The following is a 21,273-nucleotide window of genomic DNA, read 5'->3' on the forward strand; positions in this document are numbered from 1 at the left end:
GGGCAACGGACAGCGCCGTGATGAAAGGAGTTCTATGAGCACCAATGACCAATACGCGGTCGAGCTGAAGGGCCTGAGCTTCAAGCGTGGCACGCGTAAGATTTTCGATAACGTGGACATCCGCATTCCACGCGGCAAGGTCACCGGGATCATGGGGCCGTCGGGTTGTGGCAAGACCACCCTGTTGCGACTGATCGCCGCCCAGCTGCGTCCGGCGAGCGGTGAAGTGTGGGTCAATGGCCAGAACCTCCCCACGCTGGGGCGCAGCGATCTGTTCGACATGCGCAAGCAGTTTGGCGTGCTGTTCCAGAGCGGCGCGCTGTTCACTGACCTCGATGTCTTCGAGAACGTGGCCTTCCCGCTGCGCGTGCACACCGAACTGCCCGAGGACATGATCCGCGACATCGTGCTGATGAAGTTGCAGGCCGTTGGCCTGCGCGGAGCGGTCGAGCTGATGCCCGATGAGCTGTCCGGCGGCATGAAGCGTCGCGTGGCGCTGGCCCGCGCCATCGCGCTGGACCCGCAGATCCTGATGTACGACGAGCCTTTCGTGGGCCAGGACCCGATCGCCATGGGCGTACTGGTGCGCCTGATCCGCCTGCTCAACGATGCCCTGGGGATCACCAGCATCGTGGTGTCCCACGACCTCGCGGAAACCGCGAGCATCGCCGACTACATCTATATCGTCGGCGACGGCCGCGTGCTCGGTCACGGAACGCCGGCTGACCTGCAGGGTCTCGATGATCCGCGGGTTCGTCAGTTCATGAAGGGCATCCCGGATGGTCCGGTGCCGTTCCACTATCCTGCTCGCGATTACCGCGCCGACCTGCTGGGAGAACGTTGATGCGCAAGACTTCACCGCTCGAGCGAGTTCGCCTGCTCGGGCGCGCGGGCCTCGATGTCCTCGAATCGCTGGGGCGTTCGACCCTGTTCCTGGTGCACACCATCTTCGGTCGCCGCGTGCACAGCGGCGCCTTCCAGCTGCTGATCAAGCAGCTGTATTCGGTTGGCGTGCTGTCGCTGGCGATCATTGTCGTCTCCGGCCTGTTCATCGGCATGGTGCTGGCCCTGCAGGGCTACAACATCCTGGCGAGCTACGGCTCCGAGCAGGCGGTCGGCCAGATGGTCGCGCTGACGCTGCTGCGTGAACTGGGGCCGGTGGTGACCGGTCTGTTGTTCGCCGGGCGTGCGGGGTCCGCGCTGACCGCCGAGATCGGCAACATGAAATCCACCGAGCAGCTGTCCAGCCTGGAGATGATCGGCGTCGACCCGCTCAAGTACATCATCGCTCCGCGCCTGTGGGCAGGCTTCATCTCGATGCCGCTGCTGGCAGCTATCTTCAGTGTCGTCGGCATCTGGGGCGGAGCCCTGGTCGCCGTGGACTGGCTGGGTGTGTATGACGGTTCGTACTGGTCGAACATGCAGAACAGCGTGCAGTTCACCAAGGACATTCTCAATGGCGTGATCAAGAGTGTGGTGTTCGCCTTCGTCGTGACCTGGATCGCCGTGTTCCAGGGCTATGACTGCGAGCCCACCTCCGAGGGGATCAGCCGCGCCACCACCCGTACCGTTGTGTATGCCTCCCTGGCCGTGCTGGGGCTGGACTTCATCCTGACCGCCTTGATGTTTGGAGACTTCTGATGCAAACCCGCACCCTGGAAATCGGTGTAGGCCTGTTCATTCTGGCCGGCCTGCTGGCCCTGCTGCTGCTGGCCCTGCGTGTCAGCGGACTGACCATCGGCAATTCGGGCGATACCTACAAGCTGTATGCCTACTTCGACAACATTGCCGGCGTCACCGTGCGTGGCAAGGTCACCATGGCTGGCGTCACCATCGGCAAGGTCACTGCGGTAGACCTGGACCATGACAGCTATCGTGGTCGTGTGACCATGGAGATCAATCGCCAGGTCAACAACCTGCCGGACGACTCCACCGCTTCCATCCTGACCGCCGGCCTGCTGGGCGAGAAGTACATCGGCATCAGCGTCGGTGGTGATGAAGAGCTGCTGAAGGAAGGCGATACCATCAAGGACACCCAGTCGGCACTCGTGCTGGAAGACCTGATCGGCAAGTTCCTGCTGAATTCGGTCAACAAAGACGACTCGAAGAAATGAGGACTCACTCCATGTTGAAAACCTTGCGCCGTGGCTTCCTGGTTCTGCTCGCGATCCTGCCGCTGTTCGCCCAGGCCGAGCAGACCGCCCAGCAGGTCGTGCAGCAGACCGTCGACAGCCTGCTGTCGGACCTGAAGACCAACAAGGCCAGCTACAAGGCCAATCCCCAGGCGTTCTACGACACCCTGAACCGCATTCTCGGCCCGGTCGTGGATTCCGAGGGCATCGCCAAGGGCGTGATGACCGTCAAGTACTCCCGCCAGGCGACTCCGGAGCAGGTCAAGCGCTTCGAGGAAACCTTCAAGAACAGCCTGTTCCAGTTCTACGGCAACGCGCTGCTGGAGTACGACAACCAGGACATCCGCGTGCTGAACACTGGCAAGCAGGAGCAGGATCGCGCTTCGGTGAACATGGAAGTGGTCGGTGGCAGTGGCGCCGTCTATCCGGTGCAGTACACCATGGTCAAGCAGGGCAGCGACTGGCGTCTGCGTAACGTGATCATCAACGGCATCAACATCGGCAAGCTGTTCCGTGACCAGTTCGCCGATTCCATGCAGAAGAACCGCAACGACCTGGAAGCCACCATCGCCGGCTGGGGCCAGGTGGTCGCCAAGGCCAAGGACGCTGCCAAGGGCCAGCCGGAAGGCGGCGCAGAATGAGTCAGGGCAGTATCACGGAGCGTAGCGAGGGCGAGTTGGCCCTCGCCGGCGTGCTGGACTACAGCACCGGCCCCGCGCTGCGTCAGCAGGGCGCTCGGCTGATCGCTTCGAGCAAGGCCGGCGCGCTGCGCCTGGACTGTTCGGCGGTGGAGCACTCCAGCAGCGTCGGATTGTCGCTGCTGCTGTCCTACACCCGTGATGCGCGCAAGGCCGGCAAGACGCTGCAGATTTCCGGCCTGCCCAAGGACATGCAGGAAATCGCCAAGGTTGGCGAGCTCCTGGAGATTCTGCCGTTACAGCATTGAAACACTGAAAGGGCCCTCCGTCCGCGACTTCCCCTGCCGGGGTTCGCAGGCGGGGGGCTTTTTTGTATCATGGCCGACCCGCGCGCGTAGGGCGCCGAACGAGGTTGAGCATGCAGGCCGTAGAAGTCAAAAACTTCCTGGAATCGAAACTCCCAGGTACCCAGATCGAAGTGGAAGGCGAAGGCTGCAATTTCCAGCTGAACCTGATCAGCGACGAGCTCGCCGGCCTGAGCCCGGTCAAGCGCCAGCAACAGATCTATGCCCACCTGAACGAGTGGATCGCCTCCGGCGCCATCCATGCCGTCACCATGAAATTCTTCAGCCGCGCCGCCTGGGCCGAGCGTTCCTGAGCCCACGGGGAAAATAGCAATGGATAAACTGATCATTACCGGCGGCACTCGTCTCGATGGCGAGATCCGCATCTCCGGCGCGAAGAACTCGGCGCTGCCGATCCTCGCCGCGACCCTGCTGGCGGACACCCCGGTGACCGTCTGCAACCTGCCGCACCTGCACGACATCACCACCATGATCGAGCTGTTCGGTCGCATGGGCGTGCAGCCGATCATCGACGAGAAGCTCAACGTCGAAGTCGATGCCAGCACCATCAAGACCCTGGTGGCGCCGTACGAGCTGGTCAAGACCATGCGTGCGTCGATCCTCGTACTCGGCCCGATGGTCGCCCGCTTCGGTGAAGCCGAAGTCGCGCTGCCCGGCGGTTGCGCCATCGGCTCGCGTCCGGTGGACCTGCACATCCGTGGCCTGGAAGCCATGGGTGCGCAGATCGATGTCGAAGGCGGCTACATCAAGGCCAAGGCTCCGGCTGGCGGCCTGAAGGGCGCGCACTTCTTCTTCGATACCGTCTCCGTGACCGGTACCGAGAACATCATGATGGCCGCGGCCCTGGCCAACGGCCGCTCCGTGCTGGAAAACGCCGCGCGTGAGCCCGAGGTCGTCGACCTGGCCAACTTCATCAACGCCATGGGCGGTGACGTGCAGGGCGCCGGTACCGACACCATTGTGATCAACGGCGTGAAAAGCCTGGGTGGCGGCGCCAAGTACAGCGTCATGCCCGACCGCATCGAGACCGGTACCTACCTGGTCGCCGCGGCGGCCACCGGTGGCCGCGTCAAGCTCAAGGACACCGATCCGACCATCCTCGAGGCCGTGCTGGCCAAGCTGGTCGAAGCCGGCGCGCACATCACCACCGGCAGCAACTGGATCGAGCTGGACATGAAGGGCAGCCGGCCGAAAGCGGTGAACCTCCGTACCGCGCCGTACCCGGCATTCCCGACCGACATGCAGGCCCAGTTCATCTCCCTGAACGCCATCGCCGAAGGCACCGGCGCGGTCATCGAGACCGTGTTCGAGAACCGCTTCATGCACGTCTACGAGATGAACCGCATGGGCGCGCAGATCCTGGTCGAGGGCAACACCGCCATCGTCACCGGCGTTCCGCAGCTCAAGGGCGCACCGGTCATGGCGACCGACCTGCGTGCTTCCGCCAGCCTGGTGATCGCAGCCCTGGTGGCTGACGGCGATACCATGATCGACCGCATCTACCACATCGACCGTGGTTACGAGTGCATCGAAGAGAAACTGCAACTGCTCGGGGCGAAGATTCGCCGCGTGCCGGGCTAGGGCTGAGCCAGACCATGCTGACGATTGCCCTGTCCAAGGGCCGTATCCTCGACGACACCCTGCCGCTGCTTGCAGCGGCGGGCATCGTGCCGACCGAGAATCCGGACAAGAGCCGCAAGCTGATCATCCCCACCACCCTCGATGACGTGCGCCTGCTGATCGTGCGCGCCACCGACGTGCCTACCTACGTCGAGCACGGCGCTGCCGACCTCGGCGTCGCGGGCAAGGACGTGCTCATGGAGTACGGTGGCCAGGGCCTCTACGAGCCGCTGGACCTGAAGATCGCCAACTGCAAGCTGATGACCGCCGGTGCGGTCGGCGCGCCGGAACCCAAGGGGCGCCTGCGCGTGGCCACCAAGTTCGTCAATGTCGCCAAGCGCTACTACGCCGAACAGGGCCGCCAGGTCGACGTGATCAAGCTGTACGGCTCCATGGAGCTGGCACCGCTGGTCGGCCTCGCCGACAAGATCATCGACGTGGTCGACACCGGCAACACCCTGCGTGCAAACGGCCTGGAACCCCAGGAAATGATCGCGCACATCAGCTCGCGCCTGGTTGTGAACAAAGCCTCGATGAAGATGCAGCACGCGCGCATCCAGGCCCTGATCGACACCCTGCGCGAAGCGGTGGAGTCTCGACACCGGGCGTAATTTCCCGCGCGGCCTCCCCGCCGCGCCCGCCTATCCGTGTCATAGCCAAATTTTCTCGGGTGCCCGCACGGAAGGCTTGATAGTCTTGCGGCGCCCGAGATCATGCCAATTAAAGAGGCCAGCTATGACCGCACCCTTCGCTATCCGTCGACTCAACGCCGCCGATCCGGACTTCGCGCGTCATCTGGACCATCTGCTCTCCTGGGAAAGCGTGTCCGACGAGTCGGTGAACCAGCGCGTCCTGGACATCATCGCCGACGTGCGCAAGCGCGGTGACGCCGCCGTGGTCGAGTTCACCCAGCGCTTCGACGGTGTCGATGCCAAGACCATGGCCGACCTGATCCTTCCGCGCGAGCGCCTGGAACTGGCCCTGACCCGTATCACCCCGGCCCAGCGCGAAGCCCTGGAAGTTGCCGCCGAACGCGTGCGCAGCTACCACGAGAAGCAGAAGCAGGATTCCTGGCGCTACACCGAAGCTGACGGCACCGTGCTCGGCCAGCAGGTCACCCCGCTGGACCGCGCCGGCCTGTACGTGCCGGGCGGCAAGGCGTCCTACCCGTCGTCCGTGCTGATGAACGCCATTCCGGCCAAGGTCGCCGGCGTTGCCGAAGTGGTGATGGTGGTGCCGACCCCGCGTGGCGAGATCAACGAGATCGTCCTGGCGGCGGCCTGCATCGCCGGCGTCGACCGCGTCTTCACCATCGGCGGCGCCCAGGCCGTGGCCGCGCTGGCATACGGTACCGAGAGCGTGCCGCAGGTGGACAAGATCGTCGGCCCGGGCAACATCTATGTCGCCACCGCCAAGCGCCATGTGTTCGGCCAGGTCGGCATCGACATGATCGCCGGCCCCTCCGAAATCCTCGTGGTCTGCGACGGCGGCACCGATCCGGACTGGATCGCCATGGACCTGTTCTCCCAGGCCGAGCACGACGAGGACGCCCAGTCGATCCTGGTCAGCCCGGACGCCGCTTTCCTCGACAAGGTCGCCGCGAGCATCGAGAAGCTGCTGCCGACCATGGAACGCGCCGAGATCATTCGCACGTCGCTGACCAATCGTGGCGCGCTGATCCTCGTCGCCGATCAGGAACAGGCCTGCCAGGTCGCCAACCGCATCGCCCCGGAACACCTGGAGCTGTCGGTGGCCGACCCGGAAAGCTGGCTGCCGAAGATTCGCCACGCTGGTGCCATCTTCATGGGCCGCTACACCGCCGAGGCGCTGGGCGACTACTGTGCCGGGCCGAACCACGTGCTGCCGACCTCCGGCACCGCACGCTTCTCCTCGCCGCTGGGCGTGTATGACTTCCAGAAGCGCTCCTCGATCATCTTCTGCTCCGCGCCGGGCGCTTCCGAGCTGGGCAAGACCGCCTCGATCCTGGCCCGTGGCGAGTCGCTGACCGCCCACGCGCGCAGCGCCGAATTCCGCATTCTGGACAAGGGTGAGTAACCGATGAGCAAGTTCTGGAGTCCCTTCGTCAAGGAACTGGTGCCCTACGTTCCGGGCGAGCAGCCGAAGCTGGCCAAACTGGTCAAGCTGAACACCAACGAGAACCCCTACGGCCCGTCGCCGAAGGTGGTCGCCGCGATCCAGGCCGAGCTGAACGACACGCTGCGCCTGTACCCGGACCCGAACGCCGATCGCCTGAAGCAGACCATCGCCGAGTACCACGGCGTGAAGACCTCCCAGGTCTTCGTCGGCAACGGTTCGGACGAAGTCCTGGCTCACGCCTTCCACGCGCTGTTCCAGCACGGCAAGCCGCTGCTGTTCCCGGACGTGACCTACAGCTTCTATCCGGTCTACTGCGGCCTCTACGGCATCGACTTCGAAGCCCTGCCGCTGGACGAGCAGTTCCAGATTCGTGTCGAGGATTACGCGCGTCCGAGCGGCGGCATCATCTTCCCCAACCCCAACGCGCCCACCGGCTGCCTGCTGCCGCTCGAAGCCATCGAGCGCCTGCTGCAAGCGAGCCCGGACAGCGTGGTGCTGGTGGACGAGGCCTACGTCGACTTCGGTGGCGAGACCGCGATTTCCCTGGTCAGCCGTTACCCTAACCTGCTGGTGGCGCAGACCCTGTCCAAGTCCCGTTCGCTGGCGGGCCTGCGGGTCGGCTTCGCGGTTGGCCACGAAGACCTGATCGAAGCGCTGGAGCGGGTGAAGAACAGCTTCAACTCCTATCCGCTGGATCGCCTGGCGCTGGCCGGCGCGGTGGCGTCCTTCGAGGACCAGGCCTATTTCGAACAGACCTGCAACGCGGTTATCCACAGCCGCGAAAAGCTGGTGGCCGAGCTCAAGACCCTGGGCTTCGAGGTACTGCCGTCGGCGGCGAACTTCATCTTCGCCCGCCATCCGCAGCGCGACGGCGCAGAACTGGCCGCGGCCTTGCGCGAGGAGGGCGTGATCGTGCGTCACTTCAAGCAGCAGCGGATCAACCAGTTCCTGCGCATCAGCATCGGCACCGAGGAGCAGAACCAGGCTCTGATCGATGCCCTGCGGCTGAAGCTGTAAGGCATTCGCTGGAAAAGAAAACGGCGCCTTCGGGCGCCGTTTTTCATTGTTCTGGAAAAGAGAGCGGCATCAGTTGCCGTTGGGAGCGGGCGGCGGGCGCAGGCCGACTTCGGCGTTGAGCGTCACCGGCTTGCCGTTGCGCAGCACCTCGATGGTGATTTTCTCGCCCGGCTTGGTGCGCGCAACCTGGTTCATCGAGCGACGGCCATCGCTGGCGGCCTCGCCATCGATGTTCAGGATGATGTCGCCCGGCAGCAGGCCCGACTTGGCAGCGGGGCCGTCGCGGTAGACGCCGGCGACGACGATGCCGGCCTTGTCCTTGAGGTCGAAGGATTCGGCCAGTTCCGGGGTCAGCGGTTGGACTTCGACGCCGAGCCAGCCGCGGATGACCTGACCATGCTCGATGATCGATTGCATGACCTCCAGGGCCAGCTTGGTCGGGATGGCGAAGCCGATGCCCTGGGAGCCGCCGGACTTGGAGAAGATCGCGGTGTTGATGCCGATCAGGTTGCCGTTGGCGTCCACCAGTGCGCCGCCGGAGTTGCCCGGGTTGATCGCCGCGTCGGTCTGGATGAAGTCTTCGTAGGTGTTCAGGCCCAGCTGGTTGCGGCCGGTGGCGCTGATGATGCCCATGGTGACGGTCTGGCCGACGCCGAAGGGGTTGCCGATGGCCAGGCAGACGTCGCCGGTGCGGATGCCGTCGGAGCGGCCGAGCATGATCGAGGGCAGGTCCTTGAGGTCGATCTTCAGTACCGCGAGGTCGGTCTCGGGGTCGCTGCCCACCAGGCGGGCGATGGTCTCGCGGCCGTCGCGCAGGGCCACGACGATCTGGTCGGCGCCGGAGGTCACGTGGTTGTTGGTCAGCAGGTAGCCTTCCGGGCTCATGATCACTGCCGAACCCAGGCTCGACTCCATGCGCTTCTGCTGCGGCAGGTTATCGCCGAAGAAGCGCCGGAACAGCGGGTCGTCGAGCATCGAGTTGTTCGGCTTGCTGACCATCTTGGTGGTGTAGAGGTTGGCCACGGCCGGCGAGGAGCGTGTCACGGCGTCGGCGTAGCTGACCGGGCCCTGCTGCAGGCGGCTGAGCAGCGGGGCCTGCTGCAGGTGCACTTCCTGCTGCGGAAGGCCGACCCATTGCGGGTTATGCTGGATGATCAGCAGCGCCAACAGGACGCCAACCAGCACGGGCCAGCCGAGGAAACGCAGGGCCTTCAGCATCGAAGAAAATCCTTGGGGTTGCTTGGCCGGGGGATGGCCGATAGGGTGGCGGCCATTATACGGGCGGCGAGCCAAGAAAATAGACGCTCGCAGCCGATGTTGGAGGAATTTCGATGGCAATCGCACTGAGTACGCTGGTCGAGGAAGCGGACCGTTTTCTCGACGCGGCGAAGATCCAGGATTACTGCCCCAACGGCCTGCAGGTCGAGGGCCGTCCGCAGGTGCGCCGTATCGTTTCCGGTGTCACCGCCAGCCAGGCGCTGCTGGATGCTGCCGTGGAAGCAGGCGCCGATGTGGTGCTGGTCCACCACGGCTATTTCTGGAAGGGCGAGGATGCCCGCGTGGTGGGCATGAAGCAGCGTCGCCTGAAGACCCTGCTGAACAACGACATCAGCCTGCTGGCCTATCACCTGCCACTGGATCTTCACGGCGAAGTGGGCAATAACGTGCAACTGGGTCGCCAGCTCGGCTTCGAGATCGAAGGGCCGCTGGAGCCGGGTAATCCGCGCTCCATCGTGCTGGTCGGCTCGCTCGCCGAACCCATGCTGCCGAGCGATCTGGCCCTGCATGTGCGCGACGTGCTGGGCCGCGAGCCGCTGTTGGTGGATGGCGGCCAGCCGATCCGCCGCATCGCCTGGTGTACCGGTGGCGCCCAGGGCTACATCGATCAGGCGATTGCCGCTGGCGTCGATGCCTACCTGACCGGCGAAGTCTCCGAGCAGACCGTGCACAGCGCGCGGGAGAACGGCATCAGCTTCATCGCTGCCGGCCACCACGCCACTGAGCGCTACGGCGTGCAGGCGCTGGGGGATTACCTGGCCAGGCGCTTCGCCATCGAGCACCTGTTCATCGATTGCCCGAACCCGGCCTGATTTTCCGGTGCCATGAAAAAGCCGGCTCGTCGAGCCGGCTTTTTTGTGTGCGCCTCAGCGGTAGCCGTGGCGCTGGCGGTCGACCGCCTTGCCCAGCTCCCACACCGCCATGGCGTAGTGCGTGCTGTGGTTGTAGCGGGTGATCACGTAGAAGTTCGGCAGGCCGTACCAGTACTGGTAGGTGTTGCCCATGTCCAGGCGCAGCAGGCTGGCGCTCTGATGGTTACCCAGCGAGCCCTGCGGACGCAGCCCGGCGTTTGCCAGTACGCTGATGGGGTACTGGGTCTTGAAGCCGTCTTCCAGCGAGCGCGCCTGGCCGATCGCCGGGATTGCCACCGCGTCCCCAGTCACCCAGCCGTGCTGCTTGAAGTAGTTGGCCACGCTGCCGATGGCATCCCGCGGGTTCCACAGGTCGCGGTGACCGTCGCCGTCGAAGTCCACCGCGTATTTTGTGAACGAGGAGGGCATGAACTGCCCGTAGCCCATGGCGCCGGCGTAGGAGCCGCGCATCTCCAGCGGATTGTCGCCTTCCTTGCGTGCCTGCAGGAGGAACTGCTCCAGCTCGCCGCTGAAGAACTCGGCGCGGCGCGGGTAGGAGAAGGAGAGGGTGGCCAGCGCGTCGATGATCCGCGTCTTGCCCATCACGCGGCCCCAGCGGGTTTCCACGCCGATGATGCCGACGATGATTTCCGGCGGCACGCCATAGGTGCGTGAGGCGCGCTGCAGGTCGGCTTCGTACTGGTCCCAGAACTGCACGCCCTTCTGTACGTTGTCCGGGGTGATGAACTTCTTCCGGTAGCGTAGCCACGCGCCATTCGGGCCGCTGGGCGGGGTGTAGGTCGGCGCCTGGCGGTCCATCAGGCGGATCACCCAGTCCAGCTCGCGGGTCTGGGCGAACAGGTCCTGAAGGTCCTGGCGGTTGAAGTTGTGCTGGCTCACCATGCGGTCGATGAAGCGCTGGGCACTGGCGTTGCCGGCGAAATCGCCGCGCAGCGGGGTAATCGGCTGCACCGAGCCGAACGCCGGATGGGCGCTGGGCGTGATCAGGGTCGGCGTCTTCGGCTTCTGGGCCGGCTGCGGGGCGGGAGTCGGTTTGCTGCTGCACGCGGAGATGAGGACAAGCAGGGGCAGGGCGAAAGCGATGCGGCGCATGGGAAATCTTCTGGGACAGGAAAACGTGCCGCTATGCTAGCGCAGTGCCGGCCGCGCACAAGCCGGGAGAGCATCGTAGAAGTCGCTGACTCTGTTGCAGGAAAAGTCCTGAGGTTGTTTCCGAGATGGCATTTGGGCCTTTGCTGCGCCTCGTTCGAGCGCCTCGGCGGCAGACCTTCAGACACCGGTTGAAAGCGGTGTTCGCACTGAGCGCGTATGGCTATATCAGTATATTTTTTCGGTATAACCGGCCCGCCGGTTAGAGCCTTGCGCTGTGATAGAGTGCGCGCTCGTCTACGGCCCGCCGGCCGTCCATAAGCAATTCCGTGAGTAGCCATGGTCGACAAACTGACGCATCTGAAACAGCTGGAGGCCGAGAGCATCCACATCATCCGCGAGGTCGCCGCCGAGTTCGACAACCCGGTGATGCTGTACTCGATCGGCAAGGATAGCGCGGTGATGCTTCACCTCGCGCGCAAGGCCTTCTTCCCCGGCAAGCTGCCTTTCCCGGTGATGCATGTCGACACCCGCTGGAAATTCCAGGAGATGTACAGCTTCCGCACCAAGATGGTCGAGGAACTGGGCCTGGACCTGATCACCCACATCAACCCCGATGGCGTGGCTCAGGACATCAACCCGTTCACCCACGGCAGCGCCAAGCACACCGACATCATGAAGACCGAAGGCCTCAAGCAGGCCCTCGACAAGCACGGCTTCGATGCCGCCTTCGGTGGTGCCCGCCGCGACGAGGAGAAGTCCCGCGCCAAGGAGCGCGTCTACTCCTTCCGTGACAGCAAGCACCGCTGGGACCCGAAGAACCAGCGTCCGGAGCTGTGGAACGTCTACAACGGCAAGGTGAAGAAGGGCGAGTCGATCCGCGTCTTCCCGCTGTCGAACTGGACCGAGCTGGACATCTGGCAGTACATCTACCTGGAACAGATCCCGATCGTGCCGCTGTACTTCGCCGCCGAGCGCGAAGTCATCGAGATGAACGGCTCGCTGATCATGATCGACGACGAGCGCATCCTCGAGCACCTCACGCCCGAGCAGAAGGCCAGCATCCAGAAGAAGATGGTGCGTTTCCGTACCCTGGGCTGCTACCCGCTGACCGGCGCGGTGGAGTCCACCGCTACTTCGCTGCCGGAAATCATCCAGGAAATGCTGCTGACGCGAACTTCCGAACGCCAGGGCCGGGTCATTGACCACGATGCCGCCGGTTCGATGGAAGAAAAGAAACGTCAGGGCTACTTCTAAGGTTCTCGCACCATGTCGCATCAATCCGATCTGATCAGCGAGGACATCCTCGCCTACCTGGCCCAGCACGAGCGCAAGGAACTCCTGCGCTTCCTCACCTGCGGCAACGTCGACGACGGCAAGAGCACCCTGATCGGGCGCCTGCTGCACGACTCCAAGATGATCTACGAGGACCACCTCGAGGCCATCACCCGCGACTCGAAGAAAGTCGGCACCACCGGCGATGACGTCGACCTGGCGCTGCTGGTCGACGGCCTGCAGGCCGAGCGCGAGCAGGGCATCACCATCGACGTGGCGTACCGCTACTTCAGCACTGCCAAGCGCAAGTTCATCATCGCCGACACCCCCGGCCATGAGCAGTACACCCGCAACATGGCCACCGGCGCGTCCACCTGCGACCTGGCCATCATCCTGATCGACGCCCGCTACGGCGTGCAGACCCAGACTCGCCGGCACAGCTTCATCGCCTCGCTGCTGGGCATCAAGCACATCGTCGTCGCCATCAACAAGATGGACCTCAAGGGCTTCGACCAGGGCGTCTTCGAGCAGATCAAGGCCGACTACCTGCAGTTCGCCGACAAGATCAACCTCAAGACCAACTCCCTGCACTTCGTGCCGATGTCGGCGCTGAAGGGCGACAACGTGGTCAACAAGTCCGAGCGCTCGCCGTGGTACACCGGCCAGTCGCTGATGGAAATCCTCGAGACCGTGGAAGTCGCGGGCGACCGCAACCTTGACGACATGCGCTTCCCGGTGCAGTACGTCAACCGTCCGAACCTGAACTTCCGCGGCTTCGCCGGCACCCTGGCGAGCGGCATCGTGCGCAAGGGCGACGAAGTCATCGCCCTGCCGTCGGGCAAGGGCAGCAAGGTCAAGTCCATCGTCACCTTTGAAGGTGAGCTGGAGCAGGCCGGACCGGGTCAGGCGATCACCCTGACCCTGGAAGACGAGATCGACGTCTCCCGCGGCGACATGCTGGTTCACGCCGACAACCGTCCGCAGGTAACCGACGGCTTCGACGCCATGCTGGTGTGGATGGCCGAAGAGCCGATGCTGCCGGGCAAGAAGTACGACATCAAGCGCGCCACCAGCTACGTGCCGGGCTCGATTCCGAGCATCAGCCACAAGGTGGATGTGAACACCCTGGAAGAGACCGCCGCCAGCGAACTCAAGCTCAACGAGATCGCCCGTGTGAAGGTCAGCCTGGATGCACCGATCGCGCTGGACGGCTACGACCAGAACCGCACCACCGGCGCCTTCATCGTCATCGACCGCCTGACCAACGGCACTGTCGGCGCCGGCATGATCATCGCTGCACCGCAGTCGAGCCACGGCACCGTCGCTCACCATGGCGCGAACGCCCACGTAGCTCGTGAGGAGCGCGCTGCACGCTTCGGCCAGCAGCCGGCTACCGTGCTGTTCAGCGGCCTCTCCGGCGCTGGCAAGAGCACTCTGGCCTACGCCCTGGAGCGCAAGCTGTTCGACATGGGCCGCGCGGTCTATGTGCTGGACGGCCAGAACCTGCGTCATGACCTGAACAAGGGCTTGCCGCAGGATCGCGCCGGTCGTACCGAGAACTGGCTGCGCACCGCTCATGTGGCCCGTCAGTTCAACGAAGCCGGACTGATCAGCCTGTGTGCCTTCGTAGCCCCGAGCTCCGAGGGTCGCGAGCGCGCCAAGTCGCTGATCGGCGCCGAGCGCCTGATCACCGTCTACGTCCAGGCTTCCCCGCAGGTCTGCCGTGAGCGTGATCCGCAGGGCCTGTACGCCGCCGGCCAGGACAACATCCCGGGCGAGTCCTTCCCGTTCGACGTGCCGCTGGATGCCGATCTGGTGATCGACACTCAGAGCCAGTCGGTGGAAGAGGGCGTCAAGGCAGTCCTCGACCTGCTCCGTCAGCGCGGCGCGATCTGATCGCCTCCGCGTTGTGAAAAAGCCCCGCTTCTGCGGGGCTTTTCTTTTGTTCTCTGTAGGAGCGAGCTTGCTCGCGAACCTCCTGAAACCATGCTGTCCAGGCAATGTTCGCGAGCAAGCTCGCTCCTGCACAAAGACCCGAGACGACTCGCGAACGTTCACTGGCAGATGGCTATTGCCGCCGACCTGCATGCTGTCTAATAATGAGACTGATTATTATTTGCTAGATAGCAGGTGTGGCGGTGTCGCTATTGGGTCGTACACAACTCGCGGATCACGACATCCACCGCCTCTATGCTGATCACCATGGCTGGCTGCAGGGCTGGATTCGGCGCAAGACCGGCTGCTCGCAGCGCGCCGCCGACCTCGCCCAGGACACCTTCCTGCGTGTGCTCATGACGCGCGCCAAGGGCGTCGCGGTGTACCTCGACCAGCCGCGAACTTACCTCGCGACCATTGCCCGCGGCCTGGTGATCGACCAGTGGCGCCGCCAGCAGCTCGAGCTGGCGTGGCTGGAATCCCTGGCCGCGCAGCCCGAAGCGGTGCAGTCGTCGCCCGAGCAACTGGCGCTGATCCTGGAAACCCTGCACCAGGTGGACGCGATGCTGCTGCGTCTGCCCGCCAGGGTGCGCCGGGCCTTTCTGCTGGCGCAGATCGATGGCTGGCCGTACCGCGAAATCGCCGGGGAGCTGGGGGTGTCCGAGCGCATGGTGAAGAAGTATCTCGCCCAGGCCTTCCTGCATTGTGCGGTACTGGAAGCCGAGCTGGACGGAGTGCTGGTGGAGTGAACGGCCACGACGACAAACTCAGCCACGCGAGCCTGCAGCAGGCGGCGAACTGGTACGTGCTGCTGCAGGATGAAAATCCCAGCGCGCAACTCCACGCACAATGGCGCCAGTGGTTCGACCTGCACGCCGAGCACCAGGCCGCCTGGCATTACGTCGAGCGCATTGGCCAACGCTTCGCCCCTTTGCAGGGCGAGAGGCAACTGGCAGGGCGGGTGCTCAAGACCAGCGGCGAACGTCAGCTTTCACGCCGCCAGGGGCTCAAGAGCCTGCTGGTGCTCAGCGGCGGCCTGTTGCTCGGCTGGGGCACCTGGCGCGGTACCGCCTTGCCAAGGCTGGTGCAGGGCTGGAGCGCGGACTACAGCACCACTACCGCCGAGACCCGCGAGGCGATCCTCGCCGATGGCACACACCTCTGGCTGGCGGCGATCAGCGCGGTAGACGCCGACTATGGCCCGGACCAGCGCCTGCTGCGCCTGCGCTTCGGCGAAGTCCTGGTGGACACCGCCAGGGATGCCGCGCAGCGGCCTTTCCTCGTCGACACCGAGCAGGGGCGCCTGCGCGCGCTGGGCACGCGCTTCGCGGTCAGGCAACTGGGCGACGCCACGCGCCTCAATGTCTACAGCGGCGCGGTGGAGATTCGTACGGCGGACAGCGGCGAGCGGCGGGTGCTGGAGGCCGGCCAGCGCGTCGATTTCACGCGCCTCGCCATCGGCGAGGTGTCGCCAGCACAGACGGCAGGGGAGTCCTGGGTACGCCATGTGCTCACCGCCGAGAACATGTCGCTGGGGCAACTGGTCGAGGAACTGGGGCGTTATCGCCACGGTTATCTGGGCTGTGATCCGGCAGTCGCGCAGTTGCCGGTGATGGGCGCCTTTCCGCTGGACGACAGTGACCAGGCGTTGCGCCTGTTGGCGGCGGCGTTGCCGGTGCAGGTCCGGCGTCTGACGCCCTGGTGGGTCAGCATCGAGTCAGCCTGAGGTATCGCGAAAAAACTTTCCGCAGCGGTTCCCTTTTCAGTTTCCCGTTCGGTCACTCCATGGAAACGCACTTTTACCCACTGCACCGAACCAGGGAATTCCATGTACTCGCCCACTTCCACCTCGCGCCGCTTCGCCCGGCGGCCGCTGGCGCTGGCCATCTCGTTGTCGTTCTGCAGCGTCGCTGCGCTGCCCCTGAGCTCGCCCGCCCAGGCGGCCTCTGGCACGGAGCAGGCCGCTCTGCGCGAATACCACGTCGCGCCGGGCGCCCTGGCGACCTCGCTCAACCAGTTCAGCAGCCAGGCTGGAATCTACCTGGTCGGCCACAACGATCTGACTGCCGGCAAGTCCAGCAAGGGCCTTGATGGTCGCTACAGCGTCGAGCGTGCCCTGGCGTTGCTGCTCGATGGCACGGGCCTGCAGGCGGTGCCGCAGGAGTCCGGTGGCTACGTGCTGCAACCGGACCCGAACGGCACCGTGCTGCAGATGGATTCGACCTCGATCATCGGCAGCGGTACGAGCGGTGAGCCAGCGGACGACAACGGCTACAACGCCAAGGTCAGCTCCACCGCGGGCAAGACCAGCACTCCTCTGGCGGAGACGCCGCGCTCGATCTCGGTGGTGACCCGCCAGCGCATGGAGGACCAGCAGTCGCAGACCCTTACCGATGTGCTGGGCTACGTACCGGGCATTTTTGCCCCGCCGTTCGCCGCCGGTGATGGTCTGGCCGGCGACCTGTTCTTCATTCGCGGCTTCAATGCCACCGACTGGGGCTACGGCCTGCTGCGCGACGGCCTGCGCGTGCAAGGCAACCGCTACGACACCACCAGCGAGCCCTATGGCCTGGAGCGTGTCGAGGTGTTTCGCGGCCCGACCTCGATCCTCTACGGCGAGAATGCACCCGGTGGCATCGTCAACCTGGTCAGCAAGCGCCCGACCGTCGATCCGCGCGGCGAGGTCCAGCTGACCTACGGCTCCCATGACCGCAAGCAGCTGGGCGTCGACGTCTCCGGCCCGCTGACCGACGAGGGCAATATCCTCGGGCGCGTGGTGATGCTCGGCCGCGACTCCGACACCCAGGTCGATCACCAGCCCGATGACCGCATCTATATTGCCCCGTCGATGACCTTCAACTTCGACGATGCGACCTCGCTGACGCTGCTCTCGACCTACCAGCGCGACCGCACGCTGATGGAGCTGGGCTACCCGGCAGCCGGCACCCTGCTGCACAACCCCAACGGCAAGATCGACAAGGACACCCTGTCCGGCAACCCGGACTGGGACAAGTTCGAACGCGAGGCCTGGACGCTGGGCTATGAGTTCAGCCATCAGTTCAACGACACCTGGCAGTTCCGCCAGAACTCGCGCTACATGCAGTCGCGCATCGACCGCCGCGAGATGTGGCCGGGCAACCTGAACAACGGCGGCTTCGGCACCAACGTCAACAACACCGCTTACGACCGCTACAACAAGTCGATGACCTACTCGTTGGACAACCAGTTCGAGGGGCATTTCCAGTCCGGCGAACTGGCCAATACCGTGCTGGTGGGGACGAGCTTCGACCGTACCTCGTTCAACCAGGACTGGGACGCGGGCGCCGGCGGCTCGGTCAACGTGTTCGATCCGGTGTGGACGACCAAGCCGACGACGCCGATCCACGTGCAGGACGCGCTGCTGGAGCAGAAGATGTACGGCCTCTATGGCCAGCTGCAGACGCGCTATGACAACTGGATCGCCCTGCTTGGCGGGCGCCTCGACGAGGTCAACAGCCAATACCGCAACCGCGCCGGTACCACCAACGGCCTGGCCGACCTCGACTACTGGGACCATGACTTCACCTGGCAGGCTGGCCTGATGTACCAGTTCGACAATGGCCTGTCGCCCTATGTCAGCTACTCCACGGCCTTTGCACCGACCCAGCAGACGTCGAGCAAGTCCGGCACCCTCGACCCGACCACCAGCGAGCAGTACGAAGTCGGCGTGAAGTACGAGCCCAAGGGCTGGAACACCTCGATGACCGCCTCGGTCTATGACCTGCGCAAGACCGACGACGTGATCTACGACAGCACGGTCGGCGACTACCGGCAGGTGGGTGAAAGCCGTTCCAAGGGGCTGGAGCTGGAGGTCAACAGCGATATCACCGAGAACCTCAGCCTGACAGCTTCCTATACCTACACCGACTCGCGGATCACCAAGGATTCCCCCGGCTCGCTGCTGGAGGACCACCAGATGACCGGCGTGCCGCGCAACCAGGCCTCGGCCTGGGGCACCTACCGCTTCCTCGATGGCTATCTCAAAGGCCTGCGTGTGGGCGGCGGCGTACGGCACTTCGACAGCACATTCGCCTACACCCCGGCGTCGCTGTACGGCAAGCTGGATACCGGCGACGTGACCCTGGTGGACGCGCTCGTCGGCTACCAGCTCGACGAGCACTGGTCCGCCGAGGTGAACGCGAAGAACCTGCTGGACAAGGAATACGTCGCTGGCTGCAACAACGCCGGGCGCTGCTACTGGGGCGAGGAGCGCACCTTGCTGGGTAGCGTCACCTTCCGCTGGTAATCCTGGCCGCATGAATGAAAAAGCCCCGCATCGGCGGGGCTTTTTCTTTGGCGCGAGGTATCAGTACTTGCTCTTCAGCCCGTACGTCTCGTCCAGGGTGCCCGGGCCGTCGCCGGTCTTGGGCGCATAGTCGCGCGGCGCTTCGTTGTTTGCCGGCGGGGTCAGCCGCTCGCGGCGCTCGGGGTACTCGTCGGCGTGCAGGGCGGCCAGCAGGCGCTGCTTGGTCTGTTCGTCCAGGGCCAGGCGCTCGGCGCCTTCGGACAGGTGTTCCTGCACATCCTGATAGCTCTGGGTGAGCTTCTTCATCAGGCTGGCGGAGGTGCTGAAGTGGGTCACCACTTCGCGCTGGTAGCTATCGAAACGATCCTGCATGTCGTCTACCTGACGCTGCAGCTTGTTGGGCGCGGCGTTGGGCAGAAGGCGGGCGATCAGAAAGCCGATGCCGACCCCGACGATCAGGGCGAGTAGCGGCAGCAACCAGGTGGTGAGGGACTGTTCCACGCGAATCCTTCCTCTATAGACGGCTTTGCTTTACGTTAGCGGCTTGCACCTGTGCTTGTATACCGTGGCGAATGCTTCGCCGCCTGCGCAGGTATTGAGCTAGACGAGACGACCCGCCACGGGGTCACGGAGCTGTTGTTTGACCACCCGCGAAATCCCCCTGTTCCTCGACGGCCCCGACGGCCAGCTGGAAGCCCTGCACCTCGCCACGCCCGACGCCAGGGGCGTCGCGCTGATCTGTCATCCGCATCCGCTGTTCGCCGGCACCATGCAGAACAAGGTGGTCGCCACCCTGCAGCGCGCCGCACGGGATGCAGGATACGCCACCCTGCGTTTCAATTTTCGTGGCGTGGGTCAGAGCGCCGGCAGTTATGCCGAAGGCCGTGGCGAGATCGACGATGCGCTGGCCGCTGCGCGCTGGCTCGCCGAGCAGCATCCGGGGCTGCCGCTGACGCTGATGGGCTTCTCCTTCGGCTCCTGCGTGGCCGGCAACGCCGCCGAGCGCCTGGAAGAAGAGGGCGCTGACCTTGCGCAACTGTTCATGCTGGCGCCGCCGGTCGAGCGTTTCGACGTCGACCTGCCCGAGCGCTGCCCGCTCACGGTGATCCAGCCGGAGGCCGACGAAGTGGTCACTCCCGAGCGCGTGTATGCCTGGAGCGCCGAGCAGAGCAAACCCCACGAACTGATCCGCATCCCCGAGTGCAGCCATTTCTTCCACGGCAAGCTGATCGAGCTCAAGGACCTGATACAGGCCCGGCTCGCCTAGGTCGGCCAGCCGCGTTACCATCCGGCCCGCCCTTTCATTTGTGTTGATTCCTGGATTCCCATGACGACCCGTATCCTGACCGGCATCACCACCACCGGTACTCCGCACCTGGGCAACTACGCCGGCGCCATCCGCCCGGCCATCGTTGCCAGCCGCGATCCGCAGGCAGACTCCTTCTACTTCCTGGCCGACTACCACGCGCTGATCAAGTGCGATGATCCGGCGCGCATCCAGCGTTCGCGCCTGGAGATCGCCGCCACCTGGCTGGCCTGCGGCCTGGATGCTGACAAGGCGACCTTCTATCGCCAGTCCGATATTCCCGAAATCCCCGAACTGACCTGGCTGCTCACCTGCGTCAGCGCCAAGGGCCTGCTCAATCGCGCCCACGCCTACAAGGCCTCGGTGGACAAGAACGTCGAGGCCGGTGAAGACCCGGACGCCGGCGTCACCATGGGCCTGTACAGCTACCCGGTGCTGATGGCCGCGGACATCCTGATGTTCAACGCCCACAAGGTGCCGGTCGGCCGCGACCAGATCCAGCACGTCGAGATGGCCCGCGACATCGGCCAGCGCTTCAACCACCTATTCGGCAACGGCAAGGAACTGTTCACCCTGCCCGAGGTGGTGATCGAGGAAGACGTGGCGACCCTGCCGGGCCTGGACGGTCGCAAGATGTCCAAGAGCTACGACAACACCATTCCGCTGTTCGGCAGCGCCAAGCAGCTCAAGGACGCCGTGGCGCGCATCGTCACCGACTCCCGCGCGCCGGGCGAGCCGAAGGACCCGGACAACTCGCACCTGTTCACCCTGTACCAGGCGTTCTCCACCCATGAGCAACAGGCTGCGTTCCGCGCCGAGCTGCTCGGTGGCCTGGCCTGGGGCGAGGCCAAGCAGCGCCTGTTCGAACTGCTCGACAACGAGCTGGGCGAGGCTCGCGAGCGCTACCACGCACTGATCACTCGCCCGGCCGACCTGGAGGACATCCTCCTGGCCGGTGCCGCCAAGGCCCGTCGCATCGCTACTCCGTTCCTCGGCGAGCTGCGCGAATCCGTCGGCCTGCGCTCGTTCCGCGAGCAGGTGCAGGTGGCCAGCGAAGGCAAGAAGAAGGTCGCCAAGGCCGCGCGTTTCGTCAGCTTCCGCGAGGACGACGGCTTCCGCTTCCGCCTGCTGGATGCCGCTGGCGAGCAACTGCTGCTGTCCATCGCCTTCGCCGACGGCAAGGCCGCGGGCCAGGTGACCAAGCGCCTGCAAGCCGAGGAGCTGGACCTGCACGCCGAGCTGAATGCCTTCAGCGTGCGCCTGGATGGCGAAGCCGTGGCGTACAGCCCGGAGTTCTCCACCGACGCGGAGCGCGACGCTGCCATGCAGCGCCTGCGTGAGGCTCTCGCTCCGCAGGAGTGAGG

21 protein-coding genes are annotated in these 21,273 nt (G+C 64.7%); 18 read left to right on the forward strand and 3 right to left on the reverse strand.

Translation table 11 applies throughout. From position 1 onward, the window contains the following. Nucleotides 1-34: 34 nt before the first annotated feature. The 10 genes from IB261_RS05595 (at nucleotide 35) to hisC (ending at nucleotide 7,869) form a co-directional block, all read left to right on the forward strand. On the forward strand, nucleotides 35-844 hold the full coding sequence (locus tag IB261_RS05595) for an ATP-binding cassette domain-containing protein (RefSeq protein WP_024766540.1): 810 nt from the start codon (nucleotides 35-37) through the stop codon (nucleotides 842-844). Next, complete coding sequence (gene mlaE, locus IB261_RS05600; RefSeq protein ID WP_151189475.1) at nucleotides 844-1,641, forward strand: lipid asymmetry maintenance ABC transporter permease subunit MlaE; 798 nt, start codon at nucleotides 844-846, stop codon at nucleotides 1,639-1,641. Before IB261_RS05595 ends, mlaE begins: the two co-directional genes overlap by 1 nt. Beyond that, entirely contained in the window at nucleotides 1,641-2,114 is a 474-nt protein-coding gene (gene mlaD, locus IB261_RS05605; protein WP_045209590.1) for an outer membrane lipid asymmetry maintenance protein MlaD, read from the forward strand. The genes mlaE and mlaD overlap by 1 nt, the downstream gene beginning before the upstream one ends. 11 nt (nucleotides 2,115-2,125) lie before the next feature. After that, the gene (locus tag IB261_RS05610; protein ID WP_081517459.1) at nucleotides 2,126-2,773 is read left to right on the forward strand and encodes a Tgt2/MlaC family protein; all 648 of its coding nucleotides are present in this window, start codon (nucleotides 2,126-2,128) and stop codon (nucleotides 2,771-2,773) included. Then, entirely contained in the window at nucleotides 2,770-3,078 is a 309-nt protein-coding gene (locus tag IB261_RS05615; RefSeq protein ID WP_081517460.1) for an STAS domain-containing protein, read from the forward strand. Before IB261_RS05610 ends, IB261_RS05615 begins: the two co-directional genes overlap by 4 nt. A 110-nt stretch (nucleotides 3,079-3,188) precedes the next feature. Then, nucleotides 3,189-3,428: a BolA family protein gene (locus tag IB261_RS05620; protein WP_017518139.1), complete on the forward strand. Its 240-nt coding sequence runs from the start codon at nucleotides 3,189-3,191 to the stop codon at nucleotides 3,426-3,428. A 19-nt stretch (nucleotides 3,429-3,447) separates the two neighbouring features. Further along, on the forward strand, nucleotides 3,448-4,716 hold the full coding sequence (gene murA / locus IB261_RS05625) for a UDP-N-acetylglucosamine 1-carboxyvinyltransferase (protein WP_081517461.1): 1,269 nt from the start codon (nucleotides 3,448-3,450) through the stop codon (nucleotides 4,714-4,716). A 14-nt stretch (nucleotides 4,717-4,730) separates the two neighbouring features. Next, nucleotides 4,731-5,366: an ATP phosphoribosyltransferase gene (gene hisG, locus IB261_RS05630; protein ID WP_081517462.1), complete on the forward strand. Its 636-nt coding sequence runs from the start codon at nucleotides 4,731-4,733 to the stop codon at nucleotides 5,364-5,366. Between the two features lie 124 nt (nucleotides 5,367-5,490). Then, nucleotides 5,491-6,810 carry a histidinol dehydrogenase gene (gene hisD, locus IB261_RS05635; RefSeq protein ID WP_151189476.1) on the forward strand — a complete coding sequence of 440 codons (1,320 nt, stop codon included), beginning with the start codon at nucleotides 5,491-5,493 and terminating at the stop codon, nucleotides 6,808-6,810. A gap of 3 nt (nucleotides 6,811-6,813) precedes the next feature. Further along, a complete protein-coding gene (gene hisC, locus IB261_RS05640; protein WP_081517464.1) occupies nucleotides 6,814-7,869 on the forward strand; it encodes a histidinol-phosphate transaminase in 1,056 nt (351 codons plus the stop codon). Between the two features lie 69 nt (nucleotides 7,870-7,938). Here the strand turns inward: hisC and algW are convergent, their stop codons facing one another. Then, on the reverse strand, nucleotides 7,939-9,087 hold the full coding sequence (gene algW / locus IB261_RS05645) for a Do family serine endopeptidase AlgW (RefSeq protein WP_081517465.1): 1,149 nt from the start codon (nucleotides 9,085-9,087) through the stop codon (nucleotides 7,939-7,941). 113 nt (nucleotides 9,088-9,200) lie between these two features. Between algW and IB261_RS05650 the strand changes: the two genes are divergently transcribed. Further along, nucleotides 9,201-9,959: a Nif3-like dinuclear metal center hexameric protein gene (locus IB261_RS05650; RefSeq protein WP_081517466.1), complete on the forward strand. Its 759-nt coding sequence runs from the start codon at nucleotides 9,201-9,203 to the stop codon at nucleotides 9,957-9,959. Nucleotides 9,960-10,013: 54 nt separating this feature from the next. Here IB261_RS05650 and mltB read toward each other — a convergent pair whose 3' ends face one another. Beyond that, complete coding sequence (gene mltB, locus IB261_RS05655) at nucleotides 10,014-11,111, reverse strand: lytic murein transglycosylase B (RefSeq protein ID WP_081517467.1); 1,098 nt, start codon at nucleotides 11,109-11,111, stop codon at nucleotides 10,014-10,016. 336 nt (nucleotides 11,112-11,447) lie between these two features. Between mltB and cysD the strand changes: the two genes are divergently transcribed. The 5 genes from cysD to IB261_RS05680 all read left to right on the forward strand — a co-directional run bounded on the left by cysD (nucleotide 11,448) and on the right by IB261_RS05680 (nucleotide 18,603). Then, entirely contained in the window at nucleotides 11,448-12,365 is a 918-nt protein-coding gene (gene cysD / locus IB261_RS05660) for a sulfate adenylyltransferase subunit CysD (protein ID WP_045209600.1), read from the forward strand. 12 nt (nucleotides 12,366-12,377) lie between these two features. Next, nucleotides 12,378-14,279 (forward strand): sulfate adenylyltransferase subunit CysN, encoded by a 1,902-nt coding sequence (gene cysN, locus IB261_RS05665; protein WP_081517468.1) that lies wholly within the window; start codon nucleotides 12,378-12,380, stop codon nucleotides 14,277-14,279. A 251-nt stretch (nucleotides 14,280-14,530) separates the two neighbouring features. Beyond that, entirely contained in the window at nucleotides 14,531-15,067 is a 537-nt protein-coding gene (locus IB261_RS05670) for a sigma-70 family RNA polymerase sigma factor (RefSeq protein WP_139791526.1), read from the forward strand. Then, entirely contained in the window at nucleotides 15,064-16,044 is a 981-nt protein-coding gene (locus IB261_RS05675) for a FecR domain-containing protein (RefSeq protein ID WP_192381630.1), read from the forward strand. The genes IB261_RS05670 and IB261_RS05675 overlap by 4 nt, the downstream gene beginning before the upstream one ends. A gap of 102 nt (nucleotides 16,045-16,146) precedes the next feature. Beyond that, nucleotides 16,147-18,603 (forward strand): TonB-dependent siderophore receptor, encoded by a 2,457-nt coding sequence (locus IB261_RS05680; RefSeq protein WP_192381631.1) that lies wholly within the window; start codon nucleotides 16,147-16,149, stop codon nucleotides 18,601-18,603. A gap of 60 nt (nucleotides 18,604-18,663) precedes the next feature. On the opposite strand, the gene IB261_RS05685 is transcribed toward IB261_RS05680, so the two are convergent. Beyond that, complete coding sequence (locus IB261_RS05685; protein ID WP_045209602.1) at nucleotides 18,664-19,104, reverse strand: Z-ring associated ZapG family protein; 441 nt, start codon at nucleotides 19,102-19,104, stop codon at nucleotides 18,664-18,666. Between the two features lie 139 nt (nucleotides 19,105-19,243). Between IB261_RS05685 and IB261_RS05690 the strand changes: the two genes are divergently transcribed. Further along, nucleotides 19,244-19,870: an alpha/beta hydrolase gene (locus tag IB261_RS05690; RefSeq protein ID WP_081517472.1), complete on the forward strand. Its 627-nt coding sequence runs from the start codon at nucleotides 19,244-19,246 to the stop codon at nucleotides 19,868-19,870. 60 nt (nucleotides 19,871-19,930) lie between these two features. After that, complete coding sequence (locus tag IB261_RS05695) at nucleotides 19,931-21,271, forward strand: tryptophan--tRNA ligase (protein ID WP_151189481.1); 1,341 nt, start codon at nucleotides 19,931-19,933, stop codon at nucleotides 21,269-21,271. Nucleotides 21,272-21,273: the final 2 nt, after the last annotated feature.

This window comes from Pseudomonas sp. PDM20 (assembly GCF_014852575.3).
Classification (GTDB): domain Bacteria; phylum Pseudomonadota; class Gammaproteobacteria; order Pseudomonadales; family Pseudomonadaceae; genus Pseudomonas.

Excerpts from the sequence above, each read along its gene's own strand:
- IB261_RS05595 (WP_024766540.1), top strand. The coding sequence starts at position 35 with ATGAGCACCAATGACCAATACGCGGTCGAGCTGAAGGGCCTGAGCTTC.
- mlaE (WP_151189475.1), top strand. The coding sequence starts at position 844 with ATGCGCAAGACTTCACCGCTCGAGCGAGTTCGCCTGCTCGGGCGCGCG.
- mlaD (WP_045209590.1), top strand. The coding sequence starts at position 1,641 with ATGCAAACCCGCACCCTGGAAATCGGTGTAGGCCTGTTCATTCTGGCC.
- IB261_RS05610 (WP_081517459.1), top strand. The coding sequence starts at position 2,126 with ATGTTGAAAACCTTGCGCCGTGGCTTCCTGGTTCTGCTCGCGATCCTG.
- IB261_RS05615 (WP_081517460.1), top strand. The coding sequence starts at position 2,770 with ATGAGTCAGGGCAGTATCACGGAGCGTAGCGAGGGCGAGTTGGCCCTC.
- IB261_RS05620 (WP_017518139.1), top strand. The coding sequence starts at position 3,189 with ATGCAGGCCGTAGAAGTCAAAAACTTCCTGGAATCGAAACTCCCAGGT.
- murA (WP_081517461.1), top strand. The coding sequence starts at position 3,448 with ATGGATAAACTGATCATTACCGGCGGCACTCGTCTCGATGGCGAGATC.
- hisG (WP_081517462.1), top strand. The coding sequence starts at position 4,731 with ATGCTGACGATTGCCCTGTCCAAGGGCCGTATCCTCGACGACACCCTG.
- hisD (WP_151189476.1), top strand. The coding sequence starts at position 5,491 with ATGACCGCACCCTTCGCTATCCGTCGACTCAACGCCGCCGATCCGGAC.
- hisC (WP_081517464.1), top strand. The coding sequence starts at position 6,814 with ATGAGCAAGTTCTGGAGTCCCTTCGTCAAGGAACTGGTGCCCTACGTT.
- algW (WP_081517465.1), bottom strand. The coding sequence starts at position 9,087 with ATGCTGAAGGCCCTGCGTTTCCTCGGCTGGCCCGTGCTGGTTGGCGTC.
- IB261_RS05650 (WP_081517466.1), top strand. The coding sequence starts at position 9,201 with ATGGCAATCGCACTGAGTACGCTGGTCGAGGAAGCGGACCGTTTTCTC.
- mltB (WP_081517467.1), bottom strand. The coding sequence starts at position 11,111 with ATGCGCCGCATCGCTTTCGCCCTGCCCCTGCTTGTCCTCATCTCCGCG.
- cysD (WP_045209600.1), top strand. The coding sequence starts at position 11,448 with ATGGTCGACAAACTGACGCATCTGAAACAGCTGGAGGCCGAGAGCATC.
- cysN (WP_081517468.1), top strand. The coding sequence starts at position 12,378 with ATGTCGCATCAATCCGATCTGATCAGCGAGGACATCCTCGCCTACCTG.
- IB261_RS05680 (WP_192381631.1), top strand. The coding sequence starts at position 16,147 with ATGTACTCGCCCACTTCCACCTCGCGCCGCTTCGCCCGGCGGCCGCTG.
- IB261_RS05695 (WP_151189481.1), top strand. The coding sequence starts at position 19,931 with ATGACGACCCGTATCCTGACCGGCATCACCACCACCGGTACTCCGCAC.